Genomic DNA, 20060 nt, shown 5'->3' on the forward strand with positions numbered 1-20060 from the left:
TCTTTTTATGACTTTTATTTTTTATTTAAGGGGGAGTAATTTTTACTCCTCTTTTTTTTGAACGCTTGTATAATAAAATTTTATGAATTTTCAATAAATGCACAAACGATAATTCAAAATTTATTACTTTCGCACCTCGATTAAGAAAAGGATACAATGAGTACAAAATTTACTGAATACAAAGGACTTGACTTGCCAAAAGCGGCATCCGAAGTGCTTGATTTTTGGAAGAACGAAAATATATTTGAAAAGAGTGTAACTACGCGCGAAGGCAACACGCCTTTTGTGTTTTTTGAAGGACCGCCTTCGGCTAACGGTTTGCCAGGAATTCACCACGTGATGGCACGTGCCATTAAAGATATTTTTTGCCGCTATAAAACCCAAAAAGGGTTCCAAGTAAAGCGTAAAGCAGGCTGGGACACTCACGGTTTACCAGTAGAATTGGGAACTGAAAAAGAGTTAGGTATCACCAAAGAAGATATCGGAAAAACCATCTCCATCGAGGATTATAACGAAGCGTGTAAAAAAACCGTAATGCGTTATACCGATGTTTGGAACGATTTGACCGAAAAAATGGGCTATTGGGTAGATATGGAAGATCCGTATGTGACCTATAAACCCAAGTATATGGAATCCGTTTGGTGGTTGCTAAAGCAAATCTACAACAAAGATTTGATGTACAAAGGCTACACCATTCAGCCGTATTCACCAAAAGCGGGTACTGGTTTGTCTTCTCACGAAGTGAATCAGCCTGGAAGTTACCGTGATGTAACGGATACGACTATTGTAGCTCAATTCAAGACATTACCAGAAACATTACCTTCATTTTTACAAGGTTTTGGAGCTATTCACATTTTGGCTTGGACGACAACACCTTGGACTTTGCCATCGAACACAGCGTTGACGGTTGGACCGAAAATTGATTATGCTTTAGTAAAAACCTTCAATCAGTATACATTTGAGCCAATTTTTGTGATTTTGGCCAAAAATTTAGTGGGAAAACAATTTGCAAAAGGATTTTTTGCTTCTGAAGATGCAGTTGATTTCGAAAATTTCAAAGCAGGCGATAAAAAAATACCATATCAAATCGTAGCCGAATGTAAAGGTCAAGATTTAGTGGATATTCGTTACGAACAATTATTGCCTTTTGTATTGCCGTATCAAAATGCAGAAAATGCGTTTAGAGTGATTGCTGGTGATTTTGTAACTACTGAAGACGGTACGGGTATTGTACATACCGCGCCTACATTTGGTGCAGATGATGCTAAAGTAGCCAAAGAAGCTACGCCAGAAGTGCCGCCAATGTTGGTTTTAGATGAAAATGGTACGCCAGTTCCTTTGGTAGATTTGCAGGGAAGATTCATTCAAGGTCTTGGAGATTATTCAGGGAAATACGTTAAAAACGAATATTACAACGAAGGAGAAGCGCCAGAGCGTTCAGTAGATGTCGAAATCGCTATTCGTTTAAAAGAAGAAAACAAAGCCTTCAAAGTAGAGAAGTACGTACACAGTTATCCACATTGTTGGAGAACGGATAAGCCAATATTGTATTATCCATTAGACTCTTGGTTTATCAAAATTACCGAGGTGAGAGACCGTATGTTCGACCTGAACGACAGCATCAACTGGAAGCCAAAAGCTACTGGTGAGGGACGTTTTGGTAATTGGTTGAAAAATGCTAATGATTGGAACTTATCACGCTCACGTTATTGGGGAATTCCTTTGCCTATTTGGAGAACAGAAGACAAACAAGAAGAAATCTTAATTGGTTCTGTTGAAGAATTATACAACGAGATAGAAAAAGCTATTGCGGCTGGTGTTCAAGCCAACAATCCGTTTGCTGGTTTTGAAATTGGAAATATGTCTGAAACTAATTACGATTTGATTGATTTGCACAAAAATGTGGTAGACCAAATCACCTTAGTTTCTGCTTCAGGAAAACCAATGAAACGCGAATCCGATTTGATTGACGTTTGGTTTGATTCAGGTGCTATGCCTTATGCACAATGGCATTATCCGTTTGAAAACAAAGAAAAAATAGATCAAAATACCGATTACCCGGCTGATTTTATTGCAGAAGGTGTGGATCAAACCCGTGGATGGTTTTATACTTTACACGCTATTGGCGCTTTGGTTTTTGATCGTATCGCCTACAAAAACGTAGTATCCAACGGTTTGGTTTTGGATAAGAATGGACAAAAAATGTCCAAGCGTTTGGGCAATGCCGTTGATCCTTTTACCACATTAGAAGAATATGGTCCTGATGCTACGCGTTGGTATATGATTTCGAATGCCAATCCTTGGGACAACTTGAAGTTCGATATTGAAGGAATTGCTGAGGTGCGTCGTAAGTTCTTTGGTACTTTGTATAATACCTATTCATTCTTTGCTTTATATGCCAATATTGATGGCTTTAGTTATGCAGAAGCTGAGGTGCCTCTAGAAGAACGCCCAGAGATTGATCAATGGATCATTTCAGAATTGAACACGTTAATCAAAGAAGTAGATGTGTTTTATGCTGAATATGAACCAACCCGTGCCGCTCGTGCTATTTCTGATTTTGTTCAAGAAAATTTAAGTAACTGGTACGTGCGTTTGTGTAGACGTCGTTTCTGGAAAGGCGAGTATGCGCAAGATAAAATTGCTGCTTATCAAACGCTTTATACTTGCTTGTTGAGTGTTGCAAAATTGAGTGCTCCTATTGCTCCTTTCTTTATGGATAAGTTGTATAAAGACTTAACGAAAGCTACAGGAACAGAGAATTTCGAATCCGTTCACTTGGCGCAATTCCCTGTTTCAGTTGAAAACTTTGTTGATAAATCATTAGAAAGCAAAATGCAAAAGGCTCAAACGATCTCTTCGTTGGTTTTGTCGCTGCGTAAAAAAGAAATGATAAAAGTACGTCAACCCTTGCAAAAGGTAATGATACCAGTACTTGACGTGGTTCAGAAGGCTGAAATTGAAGCGGTTGCCGACCTTATAAAAGCCGAAGTAAATGTCAAAGAAATCGAACTTTTAGACGATGCTTCAGGTGTTTTAGTGAAACAAATTAAACCTAATTTTAAAGCTTTAGGGCCTCGTTTTGGAAAAGACATGGGCTTAGTATCCAAGGAAATACAAGGGTTTACTCCAGCTCAAATCAACCAATTAGACAAGGAAGGAAGTTTAAGTATTGTAATTTCAGGAAAAGATGTAATTTTATCTCTAGAAGATGTTGAAATTTCTTCCCAAGATATCGAAGGTTGGTTAGTGGCTAATGCCAATGGAATTACGGTAGCATTAGATATCACCATCTCAGAAGAGTTAAGAAAAGAAGGAATTGCAAGGGAGTTAGTAAATCGTATTCAGAATATTCGTAAAGATTCTGGTTTCGAGGTTACCGATAAAGTGAAGGTTTACGTTCAAAATCATGCGGTTTTACAAGAAGCAATTCTAGCCAATGAAAGCTACATTAAGTCAGAAACATTGACAGAAGAATTACTATTTGCAGAAAACTTAGAAAATGGCACAGAAATTGAATTCGACGACATTAAATCAAAATTAATCATAACAAAATAACCCAACCAAAAAGAATTAACCAACCATTAAATTAATTTAGGCTATGACCGAGGAAATGACAAGATACTCAGATGCTGATTTAGCAGAGTTCAAACAGATAATCAAAGAAAAGATAGAGAAAGCGCAAGCCGATCTTGACTTGATAAAAAGTGCCTATATGAATGATTTAAATAATGGTACTGATGACACATCGCCTACTTTCAAAGCTTTTGAAGAAGGTAGCGAAACCATGTCGAAAGAAGCCAATTCACAATTGGCTATTCGTCAAGAAAAATTCTTACGTGATTTAAAAAATGCTCTTTTCCGTGTAGAAAACAAAACGTACGGTATATGTAGAGTAACCGGAAAGTTAATAGGCAAGGAAAGGCTTAAAATCGTCCCTCATGCAACCATGAGTATCGAAGCCAAAAACATGCAACGATAACAATCTGAAATCCAAAATTGAAATTCCAAATTCCAAACCTGTATCATGGAATTTGGAATTTCTTTTTGGTGTTTTTTTATTTGATTTTGCTTATTTTTGCCCATTAAAATGTATAAAATGTCCTTACGCCAAGCTTATATTATTGTATTTCTACTTTTATTAGTGGATCAAGTTTCTAAAATTTATATCAAAACTAATTTTGTTTTAGGCGAAGAAGTGACGGTCTTCAATTGGTTCAAAATACATTTTATAGAAAACGAAGGAATGGCTTGGGGAACCAAACTTCCAGGTGAATACGGCAAGTTATTTTTGACCCTTTTCCGAATTTTTGCAGTAGCAGGAATTGCATATTGGTTATGGGATACCGTGCGTAATCATAAAAGTTCCAATTATCTTATCGTAGCCATTGCTTTGATTTTTGCTGGGGCTTTAGGAAACATTATCGATTCTGTTTTTTACGGGGTTATTTTTAACGACAGTTATCAGCAATTGGCGGTTTTGTTCTCAGATGAGCCTTATGGAACTTGGTTTCATGGGCAAGTGGTCGATATGTTTTATTTTCCTATCATCAAAGATTTTCCAATGCCAGAATGGGTGCCTTTCATTGGCGGTAGACCTTTCACGTTTTTTAATGCTATTTTCAACGTGGCCGATGTGGCTATTTCAACTGGAGTAGGAATCTTAATCGTATTCAATAAAAAAGCTTTTCATAAAGGAGAGGCGTAGTTTTTAGGAGCTTTATCCTGCTGTACGCTATATCTTTTATACCAAAAACCCTTTCAGTATTTAAAACTGAAAGGGTTTTTGGTATAAAAGGATGCCGCTTCCATCAGGGCTATGGGTTTGCGTTATCCAAACAGTTCGGCTGCTACATCTTCTATTTTGGTGACCAACCGAATTTGAATCCCCGTATTTTTAAGCGCAATCTTGTTGTATTTTGAAACGAATATAGTTGAGAAACCCAGTTTTTCGGCTTCTTGTATGCGTTGGTCAACTCGATTTACCGGACGAATTTCTCCAGAAAGTCCAACTTCTCCAGCAAAACAAAAATCTTTATGGATAGAAATGTCTTCGTTGGAAGATAAGATGGCGGCAACCACAGCTAAATCAATCGCCGGGTCATCGACGGAAAGTCCTCCTGTTACGTTCAAAAAGACATCTTTGGCTCCTAATCGGAAACCAGCTCTTTTTTCTAAAACAGCTAAAATCATATTCAATCGTTTGGCGTTGTAACCTGTTGTACTACGCTGTGGTGTTCCGTACACTGCGGTGCTTACCAAGGCCTGTATTTCGATCATTAAAGGACGCATACCTTCTAGCGTTGTAGCAATTGCAGTTCCTGAGAGTTGTTCGTCTTTGTGCGAAATCAAAATTTCAGACGGATTTGAAACTTCGCGTAAGCCACTGCCTAGCATTTCATAAATTCCTATTTCAGCAGTCGAGCCGAAACGGTTTTTAAGCGAACGAAGGATGCGGTAAACGTGGTTTCTATCGCCTTCAAATTGCAAAACGGTATCTACCATGTGTTCTAGGATCTTTGGGCCTGCAATGGTACCATCTTTGGTAATGTGACCAATAAGAATTACGGGAACGTTGGTTTCTTTGGCAAACTTAATCAACTCGGCAGTAGTTTCTCTAATTTGTGAAATGCTTCCTGCAGTCGATTCAATGTAATCTGTATGCAACGTTTGAATGGAATCGATGATTACAATCTCAGGCTGCATCGTTTCGATTTGCTTAAAGATGTTTTGTGTTTTGGTTTCTGTCAAAATATAGCAATTGTCTCCATTGGGAGTAATGCGTTCTGCACGCATCTTGATTTGCTTTTGACTTTCTTCTCCAGAAACATACAGGGTTTTGTAAGGCAGTTTTAAGGAAATTTGTAGTAACAGTGTACTTTTTCCAATGCCCGGTTCTCCGCCCAACAAAATCAAAGAACCAGGTACAATTCCACCTCCTAAAACACGGTTCAATTCAGCGTCCGTCGTGTCTAGTCTAATCTCTGCTGTCGAATCAATTTCGTTGATGCGTAGGGGGCGTGGCGCTTTGCTTAAAGAAACGGGTTCGCTTTTCCAAGCTACCTTCTCTTGCTTTTGTACAATTTCTTCAGCAATAGTATTCCATTCTTTACAGGAATTGCATTGTCCTTGCCATTTGGCATATTGAGCGCCACAATTTTGACAAAAAAAGGTAGTTTTTACTTTGGCCATTATTTCTTCGTTGCAATTTTACTTTTCATTAAGTCGTATTTCTCTAACATCATCGTTTTGGTCAGGCTTCCAATTTCTAGCATTTGCGAGGCATTTTGGTAGCGTTTCATTGCTTTCTTATAGTCTTCTTGTTTTTCATACATTAAGGCTAATTCATACTCGGCAAGCATTGATTTTGGATAAAACTTATCGGCTAAAATTGCCAATTGATCCAATTCACTATATGCATTGTTTTTCAGAATAGCAGCTTCAATGGCTTTGAAATCATTAATTCTAATCGGAATAGTAAGATGTAAAGCTTCGTTTAAAACACTGTATTTTTTTTCTAAATAATCTACATATCCAGAGGGTAATGAGGCGATTTTGTTTGTGAATTCAGAAGAGGAAATAGGCTTGTAGGTCTCAAAAATTTGATGCAAGGCACTTGGAATTGCATACAAGGTTTGGGAATAATGTCCTGCACCTTTGAAAGACTCAAATTTATAATTGATTAATGGATTGTTGTCGTTTTTGATGTTTTCATTCAGCATTTTGATAGGCTCTGCCAATTTTTTTATTTCATCTTCACTAGTTGATAAGTAATAAAAAACTGGACTTTTTGCAGCATTTAATTGTTCTGCCACTCTTTTTTCCATTAATGGGGCAAGTTCAGGATTTAAGGAAATGTAAGCGTTAAAAAGGGGATTTTCTTTGTACAGAAAAAAATTCAAATAACCTGCTGTTGTGTCAAGTCCAGCAATCATTCGGAATGGGGCTGTCCGATATTTTTTTTCAATATAAGGCAGTAATTCTTGTCCAATAAATTCAAAAAAAGCGGCTCCTTTTTCGGCTGGGAGCCCTTGTGTTTCTTCAAATTCGCTATCGTCAACCCGCTCATCGTTATGATTTTGATGGATTCCTACGATTATTGTTTCCGGGAAATCGTCCCAGTAACTTCCATAAGAAATAGCACCATAGAAAGGATCGAATAAAAAATCGCCGTCTAACAATAGTAAGATTGGATATTTTTTGGTAGTGTTTTTTTCGTAAGAAGGGGGTAAGCTTATAGTAATTGCTCGTTTTTCGGCTAACTTACTAGAATCAAAAGATTCGGTTTTGATTTGAGCATAAAATGGAACTGATAGCAACAGCAAAAAAAGGACCTTTTTCATGATTTGGGGAGTCTAAATTAGGTTTGAATTAAAAAACAGAGCAAGATACTATTTTAATTTATTTTATGAATAAATCGCAAGTATTTGTTGCTTTTAATGTTTTAAAAGCATGGATAGCACTGTTTTAAATGCTTAAAATTTAGACAAATAAAAAGAAGGAACTATGTAAGAGAGTTGTCGGTTTCGTTTGGGAAAATAATCCAAGGTTTAAAAGTTTTGGCCTCCTCAAATTCTAAAGTTGCGTAAGAAATGATAATGATAATGTCATCTTTTTGAACTTTTCTAGCGGCTGGACCATTCAGTGTAATGATGCCAGAATTTCTTTCGCCTTTGATGGCGTAGGTTTCAAAACGTTCGCCGTTATTGATGTTTACGATGGAAACTTTCTCGCCTTCTATAATGTTGGAGGCGTCTAACAAAGCTTCATCAATCGTAATACTACCGATGTAATTTAAATCGGCACCAGTTACTTTTACACGATGAATTTTAGATTTTACTACTTGAATTTGCATGAGGCGAAGGTAATTAATTTAATGTAATAGTGTCAATCAAACGGATGCTGTTAACGAATACAGCTATAAAAGCGCGATACTTTTTAGACTTTTCTTTAAAAGTTATAGGTAAAAGCGTAGATTCATCAGCAATTATGAAATATTCTAATTCGAATAACGGATTGTTTTTGAATTGATTTTTAACCCAAGCTGCTATCAAATCAGGGTCTTGTGTAAGAAATTTTTCTTTTGCCTCTTTTAAAATGGTAAAAATTAGGGCAGCTTCTTTTCTTTCTGTGCTGCTAAGTCTTTCGTTACGAGAGCTCATGGCCAATCCATTAGGTTCTCTGTATATAGGGCATCCAATGATTTCTACCGGAATGTGGTTTTTTTCGACTAATTTTTTAACTATTTGAAGTTGTTGAAAATCTTTCTCACCAAAATAAGCTCTTGTCGGAGTAACAATTTCAAACAATCGCTTAACAATTGTTCCAACACCATCAAAATGACCGGGTCTAAACTTGCCCTCCATCTGATGTTCTAATCCATCATACTCAAAGGATTTTGCTGTAGTTTCTCCTTCATAAATGTCCTCAACGGTAGGTGCAAAAATGATAATTTTATCGCTAAGCGTTGCCATTTTTTCAACATCAGCTTCGAGTGTTCGGGGATATTTTGCTAAATCTTCTGGATTGTTGAATTGGGTTGGATTGACAAAAATACTCACTACAGTAATGTCATTTTCCTGTAGAGATTGGCGCATTAATGCTAAGTGACCCGCATGCAATGCACCCATCGTAGGTACAAAGCCAATAGTAGAATTTTTGGTCTTCACGGGAGCCAAAAATTCTTTTAATTCAATGTTTTTATTGAAGATTTGCATGGTCATTTTATTAAAATTAGGTGCAAACATAATATTTTAGTTAATAACTGCATAAAATTTTGTAATTTCGCAACGTTTTTATTGCCAATAAATAAAGTAAAAAATACTATGAAAGATAAGAGGATATTGTATGTATCATCTGAAGTTGTTCCTTATCTTGCTGAGAATGAGGTCTCTTTAATGTCTTATGATGCGCCAAAAATGATCAATGATCAAGGTGGGCAGATAAGAATATTCATGCCGAGATATGGAAATATTAATGAACGAAGGCATCAATTGCATGAAGTAATTCGCCTTTCGGGAATGAATTTAGTAGTAAACGATTTGGATATGCCATTGATTATAAAAGTGGCGTCTATCCCAAAAGAGCGCATCCAAGTTTATTTTATTGATAATGATGAATATTTTAAGCGCAAATCTACTTTTGCAGATGAAGACGGTGTGATGTATCCTGATAACGATGAGCGCGCTATTTTTTTTGCTAAAGGAGTAGTTGAAACGGTCAAAAAACTCAATTGGGTTCCGGATATTATTCATGTTCATGGTTGGCTTGCTTCCATGTTGCCGGTTTACATGAAACATTACTACAAGAATGAGGCCTTGTTTTCTGAAACTAAAATTGTTACTTCGGTTTATTCGGAATCTTTTTCAGAAACTTTGGATGTCGAAATGATTAACAAAGTCAAATTTGATGGTGTTCCTCATGAGGCTATAGCAGACTTAGAAGTACCAAATTATGAGAATATTTTAAAAACAGCCGTCCTAAACTCAGATGCCGTAATTATCGCTTCGAATAATTTGTCACCAAGTTTAACAAAATTTATAGAATCTTCCAATAAACCTTTTTTACCTTTCACTCCGAAAGATGGTTTCGCTGAAGCGTACACCAATTTTTATAATAATCAGGTGCTTTAATTTTAATTTTATAACTATTTTATGTACAATACGGCTTTAGTAAAGAAGTTATTTATTCTTTGTGGTTTTTTTATTTTGTTTTCTTGTGATAAAGACTATAATGTTATTGGAGAAGATTTAATAGGAGATAATAATTTTGAATTAGGAAAATATTACTCTGCTGTAAAAGCATACAATCAAGGTACAGGAGTTGTACAAACAGATAATTTAGCAGTAAATGCTTTAGGTACTTATACAAATTCAGCTTTTGGTACTACTTCGGCTAGTTTTGCCACCCAGTTATCATTAGCGTCGGTTGGTCCTACTATTGGTGCCAATGCTGTAATGGATAGTGTGGTTATGACCATTCCTTATTATAGTACAGTTAAAAGTACAGATGCGACAACAGGAATAAGAACATATGAATTGGATTCTGTTTATGGTACTGCTAAAGCGCCGTTCAAATTAAGCGTGTATGAATCGGGGTTTTTTATGCGCGATTTAGATCCTGCAACTAATTTCAAAGAAAAACAAGCATATTATAGTAATCAAAAAAATGATTTTGATGGCTTAAAAATTGGAAGTAGACTAAATGATGCTGCTGACGTTAAACAAAATGATGCGTTTTATTTTGATCCAAAAGAAATTGCAGAAACGACTATAGATGAAGAAACCAAAAAATCTACTACAAAACGTACAGCACCGGCTATGCGTTTAAAACTTAGTAATGCTTTCTTTACGACTAAAGTTTTGAATGCTCCATCAGGTAAGCTAACCTCCAATGAAACATTTAAAAACTATTTTAGAGGCTTGTACTTTAAAGTAGAAAAAACAGGTACTGATGAAAGTATGGCGATGATTAATTTTAAAAGAGCAGGTTCTACTCAAAATGTAATACGCCTATATTATAAAGAAGATTTGTCTACTACTACCAATGGGGTGACTACTGTTAAAAGAGTGAATAAAACATTGGATTTGAATATTGACGGTAATACCGTTAATTTTTTAGAGCAATCCAACTTAAATCCTGATTACAGTAATGCAATAACCAATTTTAATCCTACGTCTGGTGATTCAAAACTTTATTTAAAAGGTGGTGTGGGGTCTTTGGCTGTAGTAGAATTATTTGGATCAGATAATGATAATAATGGTATTGCAGATGAACTAGAGAAAATAAGAAAAAATGGTTGGTTAATCAATGAAGCTAATTTGGTCTTTCATATTGATGCAGTCGCCATGAAAAATTCTATTGAACCTGAAAGAATATATGTGTATAATTTAACCAATAAAACTACTGTTTTAGATTATTTAACTGATAATACAACTGCTAGTGCTAGTCGTCCAAAGTTGAATAAATTTATTTTCGGTGGTATTTTGAATAAAGAAGCAGTTACAAATGGTAGAGGTTTAACTTATAAAGTTCGTATTACCAATCAAATTAAGAATCTAATTAAAAATGCCGATTCTACTAATGTTAAGTTAGGTGTTGTTGTTACTGAGGATATAGCGGTTTCGACTTTTAATAAGTTAAAGACTTCTAATAGTATTATTTCTTCTGTGCCTACAGCTTCAGTGTTAAATCCTCTTGGGACAATACTTTTTGGTGGTCATCCAGCTGTACCAGAAGATAAAAGATTGCGACTTGAAATTATTTATACCAAACCAAATCAATAAAAAAATATGTGTGGAATTGTTGGATATATAGGCTATAGAGAAGCGTACCCGATAATTATAAAAGGGTTGAAGCGCTTAGAGTACCGTGGGTATGATAGCGCTGGAATTATGGTGTTTGACGGAAAAGAGATTAAGCTTTGTAAAACTAAAGGAAAGGTATCTGATTTAGAAACTAAATCTCTTTCTGATATTACAACTAATGGTGCCATTGGAATGGGGCACACAAGATGGGCGACTCATGGCGTTCCTAATGATGTGAATTCGCATCCACATGTTTCAAATTCAGGGGAACTTACTATTATTCATAATGGAATTATAGAAAATTATGCGCCTCTAAAACAAGAGTTAATAAAAAGAGGGTATGTTTTTCATTCTGATACTGATACGGAAGTATTAGTTAATTTAATAGAGGATGTACAGAAAAAGGAAAAACTAAAATTAGGAAAAGCAGTTCAATTGGCCTTAAATCAGGTGGTTGGGGCTTATGCTATTGCTGTTTTTGATAAAAAAAATCCTGAGGAGATTGTTGCCGCTCGTTTAGGTAGTCCATTAGCTATTGGGGTTGGGGAAGGAGAGTACTTTATTGCATCTGATGCTTCTCCGTTCATTGAATATACTTCTAATGCTGTCTATTTAGAAGATGGCGAAATGGCAAATATAAGATTGCACAAACCGATGAAAGTCCGTAAAATTATGGATGATTCTTTGGTGGATCCTTATGTTCAAGAACTTCAAATGAATTTGGAGCAAATCGAAAAAGGAGGCTATGAGCATTTTATGCTAAAAGAAATTTACGAACAGCCTAGCGTTATAAAAGATACCTATAGAGGAAGGCTTCATGCTAATGAAGGTATTATTCAAATGGCTGGTGTTGAGGATAATTTGGAAAAATTTTTAAATGCCGATCGTATCATAATTGTAGCGTGTGGTACTTCATGGCATGCGGGATTAGTGGCTGAATACGTGTTTGAAGAGTTTACTAGAATTCCCGTAGAAGTAGAATATGCTTCAGAATTTAGATATCGTAATCCGATTATTACTAGTAAAGATGTTGTGATTGCTATTTCACAATCAGGAGAAACAGCCGACACCATGGCAGCTATAAAATTAGCTAAAGAGAATGGTGCTTTTGTATTTGGGGTTTGTAATGTGGTAGGTTCTTCTATATCTAGAGAGACTCATGCAGGAGCTTATACCCATGCAGGACCTGAGATTGGTGTTGCTTCAACTAAGGCATTTACGACTCAAATTACTGTACTTACTATGATTGCTTTACGTCTAGCTAAGGCAAAAGGTACTTTGACACAGTCAGATTACCGAACTTACTTGCAAGAATTGGAATTTATTCCAAGCAAAGTTTTAGAAGCTTTAGAGACTAATGAACAATCAAAAGTAATTGCTGCTACATTTAAAGATGCACCAAATTGTTTGTATTTAGGACGTGGTTATAATTTTCCAGTAGCACTTGAAGGTGCATTGAAATTAAAAGAAATTTCTTATATTCATGCTGAAGGATATCCTGCGGCTGAAATGAAACATGGTCCAATTGCACTTATTGACGAACAAATGCCAGTAATTGTAATTGCTCCTAAGCAAGGTCATTACGATAAAATTGTAAGTAATATTCAAGAAATAAAATCCAGAAGTGGTCGAATAATTGCCGTGGTAACCAAAGGGGATACGCAAGTTAGAGATCTAGCTGACTTTGTAATTGAAATTCCAGAAACATCTGATGCGCTTTCACCCTTAATCACTACCATTCCTTTGCAATTGTTATCTTATCATATTGCGGTACTTAGGGGTTGTAATGTTGATCAGCCTAGAAATTTAGCTAAATCAGTTACTGTAGAATAATTTTTTTTACTACAACTATAGCCCCAAATGTATTTGCATTTGGGGTTTTTTTATGTCTTATTGTTTGTTTTAGTTGGTTTTTTCTGCTTTTTTTCAAACGATTTCGTTGCGTGATTCATTTTTATTAAAAATTTAAAAAATTGACTAAAAAAATAGGATTAATACAATTTATTATGCGTGCATAATTTTTTTTTCAATTGATTTTTATAAAAATTAGATAAACCTTAAAATTTACAGATTAAATTCATGCTTTTTTTGTTGGTTTTTACTGCTATTTTAGCAGAATTTTATAGGTATTTTTATTAATATCAAAAATATTTTTACATTTACGAACTAAACCAATTAACTCGAACCTAATGAGAATTTATTTACTTTTTTTGTCATTGTTTTTTTGCGGCTTAACATTTGCTCAAAATTCAATTTCAGGGTCTGTGTCCGATCGTAATGGACAACCTATTCCTGGTGTCAATGTGAAAGCTATCGGTCAAAATGTAAGCTCTACTACAGATTTTGACGGTAAGTTTGTGTTGAAGTCAATTCAATCTTTACCCGTAAAGATTGAGATTTCAAGTTTGGGGTTTACTACACAAGTAGTAAGTGTGTCCTCTTATAGTCAAAAAATCGCTGTAAAGTTATTGGATGAAGAAACGAAGCTTGATGAAATTGTTGTTTCTGCTTCAAGAACACCTGAGCGTGTTTTGGAATCTCCGGTAACTATCGAAAGAATGGGTATTGCTGAAATTAAGAAAACGGCTTCTCCTTCTTTTTATGACGGGTTAGAAAACATGAAAGAAGTACAAATGAATACTTCTAGTATGTCATTTAAGTCTATAAATACTCGTGGATTTGCTACAGTTGCGAATACTCGTTTTATGCAATTAGTAGATGGTATGGACAACTCTTCACCATTATTAAACTTTGTTTTAGGAAATCTAATTGGAGTATCTGAGATTGATGTGCAAAGTGTAGAGTTGTTACCTGGTGCCTCTTCAGCTTTATATGGGGCTAATGCATTTAATGGAATTTTGTTCATGAATAGCAAAAGTCCTTTCTCAAGTCCAGGAATTACAGCTTATGCAAAATTTGGACAAACCTCACAGAAAGCGGCTGGTACAAATGATTATGTAGATTATGGCGTAAGAATGGCTGCTGCTTTCAGTCCAAAGTTTGCTGCAAAAGCTAATTTTACTTACATGAGAGGTACAGAGTGGCATGCGGTTAATTATGATGATAAAACAAGGCCTGGTTTTACTCGAAATAATTACGGATATGATGGGATTAATGTCTATGGTGATGAAGTTGCAACTGTGATTTCTGCACCAACATTGCCAGCTGAAAAAATTTCTAGAACTGGGTATAATGAAGTGGATTTAACCGACAATAAAGTGTCGAATACTAAAATTGATTTCTCTTTGCATTACAGACCTTTTGGAGATGAAAAATTAGAAGTGATTTGGCAAAGTAAATTTGGTTTTGGAAATACAGTTTATCAAGGGGCTAACCGCTATTATTTGAATAACTTTTTTATGCAACAACATAAAATTGAGTTCAAAGGTAAAAATTTCTTTGTAAGAGGATATACTACTACAGAAGATGGTGGGCAATCTTATGATATGTTGTTTACTGGTATTAATATAAATAGATTGGCAAAGTCTGATGTCAACTGGTTTACAGATTACGGAACCGCTTATGCGAGATCTTCTTTGATTTTGGGAATGGTTCCTTCTGAAGCACATGCTACTGCTAGAAATTTTGCAGATTATAATGTTTCTCCAACAGGTTTGAATTTAATACCAAATATAGACCCAAATAATCCAAATGCCCCGAGAGGGACGAGGTTTATTCCTGGCACAACAGCATTCAAAAATGCTTTCAATCAAGTAATTGCTGATCCAAATGTATTAACAGGCTCTAAATTAGTGGATAATTCTAGAATCTATCATTCTGATGCGAATTACAACTTTAAAGATCAAATTAAATTTGCTGAACTTCAAGTAGGTGGGTCGTTCAGATTGTATGAATTGAATTCTTTAGGTAGAATTTACACAGATAAAGATGGTCCAATTAATTACAATGAATATGGTTTTTATGCTCAAGCACAAAAGAAAGTGATGGATGATCGTTTGAAAATTACGGCTTCTATGCGATATGATAAGGCCAAAAATTTTGATGGGAATTATTCTCCTAGAGTATCTTTAGTGTATTCAGGTGGGGCTAATAAAAATCATAATTTCAGAGGATCTTTCCAAACTGGGTTTAGAAACCCTTCCACTCAGGATCAATACATTGGTTTTAATGTAGGTAGTGCTATATTATTAGGGTCTGCACCTGATAATTTAACTAGATATACTGAAACTTTGCCAATTACTACTGCTCTAGGTCAGCAATTTGCAAACGGAACATCAGTAGTAATTAATGGTACAAATGCTTACGATAACTCTTATACAGCATCATCTGTGCTTGCTTTTGCTGCTGCTGGAGGTAATACCGCTTTGTTAAAAAAGACGAATGTGGACTTGGTAAAGCCTGAGGAAGTAAAAGCTTTTGAGTTGGGGTATCGTTCCTTTATTAATAAAACTTCTATCGATATTAATGGATATTACAATGTCTACAATAATTTTATTGGTAATTTGAATGTAGTAGCGCCTTTGTATGGTACTGCAAAAGATGCGCCAAGTGCAACTCCTAATCCAGCGGATTTAGGTTGGCAATCAGTTCATGCTTTAGGTACAGGAAACACAAGAACATTTCAATTGTATACTAATACTTCTTTAAAAATCAAGTCTTTGGGATTTGGTATAGGTTTGTCTAGAAAAGTATATCAAGATTTTGAGGTAGGTGTAAATTATAATTATGCTCAATTTGATTTTGATCAAGAAAAAGATCCAAGTTTTGAAGCGGGATTTAATACACCAAAACATCGCGTGAAAGCATCTATCGGTAACGAAAAGTTATTCAAAAATTTTGGTTTTAATGTTAGTGGAAGATGGAATAGCGAATACTTATGGCAATCTTCTTTTGCTGATGGTACCATCAAGGCTGCAACTGTAATTGATGCTCAGTTGAATTACAATTTACCATCTTTAAGGTCTACTTTAAAAGTTGGAGCTTCAAACATTGGAGGAAAAGAATATGGTCAAGTATTGGGGGCTGGTTTAATCGGACAACAATACTTCGCTTCTTGGACCATCAATCCGTAATAATTCATTAATCAAAAAAAATTAGAACAATGATAAAAAATTTCAAATGGGTACTGATTGCTTCTTTAGCATTTGTAGCTTGTAATAATGATGATGAAGTAACGATTGATTCGAATTCATCAGACGGAAAGCCCTTAACCGCAGGATCTGCTGTTGTAACAAAATATATTGCTTTAGGAGATTCTTATGCTGCTGGATATAGTGATAATGCACTTTTTAAAACCGGACAAGAAGGATCCTATGCGAATATTATTGCGCAACAATTTGCTTTGGCGGGCGGTGGTGATTTTAAAACTCCATTTATGGCTGATAATGTAGGCGGATTGTTATTAGGTGGTAATGTAATTGCTGGCACAAGGTTGTATTTTAATGGTTCTGCACCGGTAGCGGTTGCAGGAAAACCTTCTACTGAGGTGACTACTAAGCTAACAGGCCCCTTTAATAATTTGGGTGTACCAGGTGCTAAAAGTTATCATTTGGTGGCTCCAGGGTATGGTAATGTTGCTGGAGTAGCTGCAGGGCTGGCTAATCCTTATTTTGCAAGATTTGCTACTACTGCCTCAACAACTGTAGTTGCTGATGCTGTTGCTCAAGATCCTACTTTCTTTTCTTTATGGATTGGGGGCAATGATATTTTAGGGTATGCAACTTCTGGAGGAACAGGCAAAGATCAAAAAGGGAATTTAAATCCAGCTACTTACGCAGGTAATGATATCACAGATCCTAATGTATTTGCTAGTGCTTATTCAAATATTGTTAATGCCTTGACAGCAAAAGGGGCTAAGGGTGTGGTGGCTAATTTGCCATATGTGACCGCATTGCCATATTTTACAACGGTACCTTTTAATCCACTTTCTAATTCAGTATTAGGAGGAGGTAATGTTGCTGTAGGTCAAGCAACCGTTGCAGCCTTAAATACGCAATTATATGGTCCATTAAAGCAGGCTTTAACAGCTTTTGGAGCTGGTGATAGAATTAATTTGTTATCAACAACTGTGGCTAATCCGTTATTGATTAAAGATGAATCTTTAACTGATTTATCTGCTCAATTGACTGCTGCTTTTACTCCGACTTTAGGAGCTCAAACAGCTGCTTTTTATGGTCAAGTGTTTGGTCAAGCTAGGCAAGCTTCAAAAGATGATTTAGTCGTGTTAACTGCGCAAACAGTGATTGGTAGTTCCCCAGCTGGGATTCCGGCACCATTAAATAAATTTGGTATTACTTATCCAATGCAAGATAAAGATGTTTTGACTAAAGTAGAAATCGCCGAAGTAAAAGTAGCTACAGATGCTTATAACGTTACTATTAAGTCAATTGCTGATGCAAAAGGTTTGGCTTTTGTGGAGCTAAAAGGAGTAACAGATAAATTAGCAAGTGGGGGAATTGTTTATGATGGCTATAATACAACTTCTACTTTTGTTACTGGCGGCATGTTCTCTTTAGATGGCGTTCATCCAAGTCCAAGAGGATATGCTATAATAGCAAACCTATTTACAGAAGCTATTAATGCAAAATATGGTGCGAACTTTAAAAGTGTTAATGTAGGGCTTTATCGTATATTGTATCCAGCATCACTATAAAATAACCAAACAACCATAACCAATTAAGACCATCTATATAATGTAGGTGGTTTTTTTATTGAAGAGAAAAATAAATTTGTTGAAAGAGAAGAGGGGGTTTTGTGAGTTTGATAAAAAATATCATTTTTTTTAAAAAAAAGGTATTGATTATGTATTTTAAAAAATATATCTTTGCACACGGAAAAAAGCATCTGATAGACCTGATTTTTGAGGATGAATTTCACAAACCTAAATAGCTATTTAATAAATACATAAGTAATGTCTAAAGTAATAGGAAAAGTTGCCCAAATCATTGGCCCAGTAGTAGACGTAGTTTTCAACGGTAAGGATGTTGAACTTCCAAAAATTTATGACTCTTTAGAAGTCACTAGAAAAGATGGTACTTTGTTGGTACTAGAAGTGCAATCTCACATTGGTGAAAACACCGTTCGTACCATTTCGATGGACTCTACTGATGGTTTAAGCAGAGGTTATGAAGTAGTAGGAACAGGAAATCCTATCCAAATGCCAATTGGTCCAGATGTTTACGGACGTTTGTTTAACGTGGTTGGAGATGCAATTGATGGTTTAGGTGAATTGCCTAAAACTGGTGAAAATGGATTGCCAATTCACAGACCAGCTCCAAAATTCGAAGATTTATCTACTTCTTCTGAAGTTTTATTCACAGGTATTAAAGTAATCGATTTGATTGAGCCTTATGCAAAAGGGGGTAAAATTGGATTGTTTGGTGGTGCTGGTGTTGGTAAAACGGTATTAATTCAGGAGTTGATTAACAATATTGCAAAAGGTCACGGTGGTCTTTCTGTATTCGCAGGAGTAGGAGAAAGAACTCGTGAAGGAAATGACTTACTTCGTGAGATGTTAGAGTCAGGAATTATTAAATATGGTGAAGATTTCATGCACTCTATGGAAAATGGAGGATGGGATTTATCTAAAGTTGATATGCCAGGAATGAGAGAGTCTAAAGCTACTTTCGTTTTCGGACAAATGAATGAGCCTCCAGGAGCTCGTGCACGTGTGGCACTTTCTGGATTATCTATCGCTGAGTATTTCCGTGATGGAGCTGGATCTGATCAAGGAAAAGATGTATTGTTCTTCGTGGATAACATCTTCCGTTTTACGCAAGCAGGTTCTGAGGTATCAGCACTTTTAGGACGTATGCCATCTGCGGTAGGTTACCAACCAACATTGGCAACTGAGATGGGTGCGATGCAAGAGCGTATTACTTCTACAAACAAAGGATCTATTACCTCTGTACAAGCGGTTTACGTTCCTGCGGATGACTTAACTGACCCTGCGCCAGCAACTACATTTGCTCACTTAGATGCAACAACAGTATTGTCTCGTAAGATTGCTGAGTTAGGTATTTATCCTGCGGTAGATCCATTGGATTCTACTTCAAGAATTTTGACTCCTCATATCTTAGGAAATGAGCATTATGACTGTGCACAAAGAGTTAAAGAAATTCTTCAAAAATACAAACAATTGCAAGATATCATCGCAATTCTTGGTATGGAAGAGTTGTCAGAAGATGATAAATTAGCGGTTTCTAGAGCACGTCGTGTACAACGTTTCTTATCTCAACCTTTCCACGTAGCGGAGCAATTTACAGGTATTCCTGGAGTTTTGGTTGATATTAAAGATACCATCAAAGGATTTAATATGATTATTGATGGTGAATTGGATCACTTGCCAGAATCTGCTTTCAACCTTAAAGGTACTATCGAGCAAGCGATTGAAGCAGGAGAGAAAATGTTAGCCGAAGCATAAAATCAGTTGGTAGTTTTCAGTTGGTTGTTGTAAAACTTCTAACTTCTAACTTCTAACATCTAACTTAAAATATATGATTTTAGAAATTGTATCAGCAGAAGCAAAATTATTTCAAGGAGAAATTACTTCTATTACCCTTCCAGGTGTAGACGGTAGTTTTCAAATCTTGAATAATCACGCGCCAATTGTCTCGTTACTAAAACAAGGAACTGTAAAAATTGCAGCTAATAGTTTTGATTTTATAAGCGAAGGAGAAACTAAATTTAAAAAAGTTTCTAATCAATTATACACACTTGATATCGAGTCTGGAACAATTGAAATGAAAGACAATAAATTAATTCTTTTAGCCGACTAAGAGAATATAAAATAGA

General features: G+C 35.7%; 14 protein-coding genes. 10 read left to right on the forward strand and 4 right to left on the reverse strand.

Annotated elements, in window-relative coordinates:
* The first annotated feature begins 156 nt into the window (after nucleotides 1-156).
* From ileS to FLB_RS11320, 3 genes are all read left to right on the forward strand, one after another.
* Nucleotides 157-3558: an isoleucine--tRNA ligase gene (gene ileS / locus FLB_RS11310; RefSeq protein ID WP_064716056.1), complete on the forward strand. Its 3402-nt coding sequence runs from the start codon at nucleotides 157-159 to the stop codon at nucleotides 3556-3558.
* A gap of 43 nt (nucleotides 3559-3601) precedes the next feature.
* A complete protein-coding gene (locus FLB_RS11315; protein ID WP_064716057.1) occupies nucleotides 3602-3982 on the forward strand; it encodes a TraR/DksA family transcriptional regulator in 381 nt (126 codons plus the stop codon).
* Between the two features lie 117 nt (nucleotides 3983-4099).
* The gene (locus FLB_RS11320) at nucleotides 4100-4708 is read left to right on the forward strand and encodes a lipoprotein signal peptidase (protein WP_064716058.1); all 609 of its coding nucleotides are present in this window, start codon (nucleotides 4100-4102) and stop codon (nucleotides 4706-4708) included.
* A 122-nt stretch (nucleotides 4709-4830) separates the two neighbouring features.
* On the opposite strand, the gene radA is transcribed toward FLB_RS11320, so the two are convergent.
* From radA to panC, 4 genes are all read right to left on the reverse strand, one after another.
* Complete coding sequence (gene radA, locus FLB_RS11325; RefSeq protein ID WP_064716059.1) at nucleotides 4831-6192, reverse strand: DNA repair protein RadA; 1362 nt, start codon at nucleotides 6190-6192, stop codon at nucleotides 4831-4833.
* Nucleotides 6192-7343 (reverse strand): alpha/beta hydrolase, encoded by a 1152-nt coding sequence (locus tag FLB_RS11330; RefSeq protein WP_064716060.1) that lies wholly within the window; start codon nucleotides 7341-7343, stop codon nucleotides 6192-6194. Before FLB_RS11330 ends, radA begins: the two co-directional genes overlap by 1 nt.
* Nucleotides 7344-7504: 161 nt before the next feature.
* Nucleotides 7505-7855, reverse strand: a complete 351-nt coding sequence (panD, locus tag FLB_RS11335; protein WP_064716061.1) for an aspartate 1-decarboxylase — start codon at nucleotides 7853-7855, stop codon at nucleotides 7505-7507.
* A 13-nt stretch (nucleotides 7856-7868) separates the two neighbouring features.
* Nucleotides 7869-8747: a pantoate--beta-alanine ligase gene (gene panC / locus FLB_RS11340; RefSeq protein ID WP_064716062.1), complete on the reverse strand. Its 879-nt coding sequence runs from the start codon at nucleotides 8745-8747 to the stop codon at nucleotides 7869-7871.
* Between the two features lie 78 nt (nucleotides 8748-8825).
* Between panC and FLB_RS11345 the strand changes: the two genes are divergently transcribed.
* The 7 genes from FLB_RS11345 to FLB_RS11375 all read left to right on the forward strand — a co-directional run bounded on the left by FLB_RS11345 (nucleotide 8826) and on the right by FLB_RS11375 (nucleotide 20044).
* On the forward strand, nucleotides 8826-9632 hold the full coding sequence (locus tag FLB_RS11345) for a glycogen/starch synthase (RefSeq protein ID WP_064716106.1): 807 nt from the start codon (nucleotides 8826-8828) through the stop codon (nucleotides 9630-9632).
* 21 nt (nucleotides 9633-9653) lie between these two features.
* Nucleotides 9654-11285 (forward strand): DUF4270 domain-containing protein, encoded by a 1632-nt coding sequence (locus FLB_RS11350; protein ID WP_064716063.1) that lies wholly within the window; start codon nucleotides 9654-9656, stop codon nucleotides 11283-11285.
* Nucleotides 11286-11291: 6 nt separating this feature from the next.
* On the forward strand, nucleotides 11292-13139 hold the full coding sequence (glmS, locus tag FLB_RS11355) for a glutamine--fructose-6-phosphate transaminase (isomerizing) (protein WP_064716064.1): 1848 nt from the start codon (nucleotides 11292-11294) through the stop codon (nucleotides 13137-13139).
* Between the two features lie 356 nt (nucleotides 13140-13495).
* A complete protein-coding gene (locus tag FLB_RS11360) occupies nucleotides 13496-16339 on the forward strand; it encodes a TonB-dependent receptor domain-containing protein (RefSeq protein ID WP_064716065.1) in 2844 nt (947 codons plus the stop codon).
* Nucleotides 16340-16368: 29 nt separating this feature from the next.
* Nucleotides 16369-17919, forward strand: coding sequence for an SGNH/GDSL hydrolase family protein (locus FLB_RS11365; RefSeq protein WP_064716066.1), 1551 nt, complete (start codon nucleotides 16369-16371; stop codon nucleotides 17917-17919).
* A gap of 258 nt (nucleotides 17920-18177) precedes the next feature.
* Nucleotides 18178-19689 (forward strand): F0F1 ATP synthase subunit beta, encoded by a 1512-nt coding sequence (atpD, locus tag FLB_RS11370; RefSeq protein WP_064716067.1) that lies wholly within the window; start codon nucleotides 18178-18180, stop codon nucleotides 19687-19689.
* Nucleotides 19690-19762: 73 nt separating this feature from the next.
* Nucleotides 19763-20044 carry a F0F1 ATP synthase subunit epsilon gene (locus FLB_RS11375; protein ID WP_064716068.1) on the forward strand — a complete coding sequence of 94 codons (282 nt, stop codon included), beginning with the start codon at nucleotides 19763-19765 and terminating at the stop codon, nucleotides 20042-20044.
* Nucleotides 20045-20060: the final 16 nt, after the last annotated feature.

Source organism: Flavobacterium succinicans, from assembly GCF_001662485.1.
Taxonomy (GTDB): domain Bacteria; phylum Bacteroidota; class Bacteroidia; order Flavobacteriales; family Flavobacteriaceae; genus Flavobacterium; species Flavobacterium succinicans_A.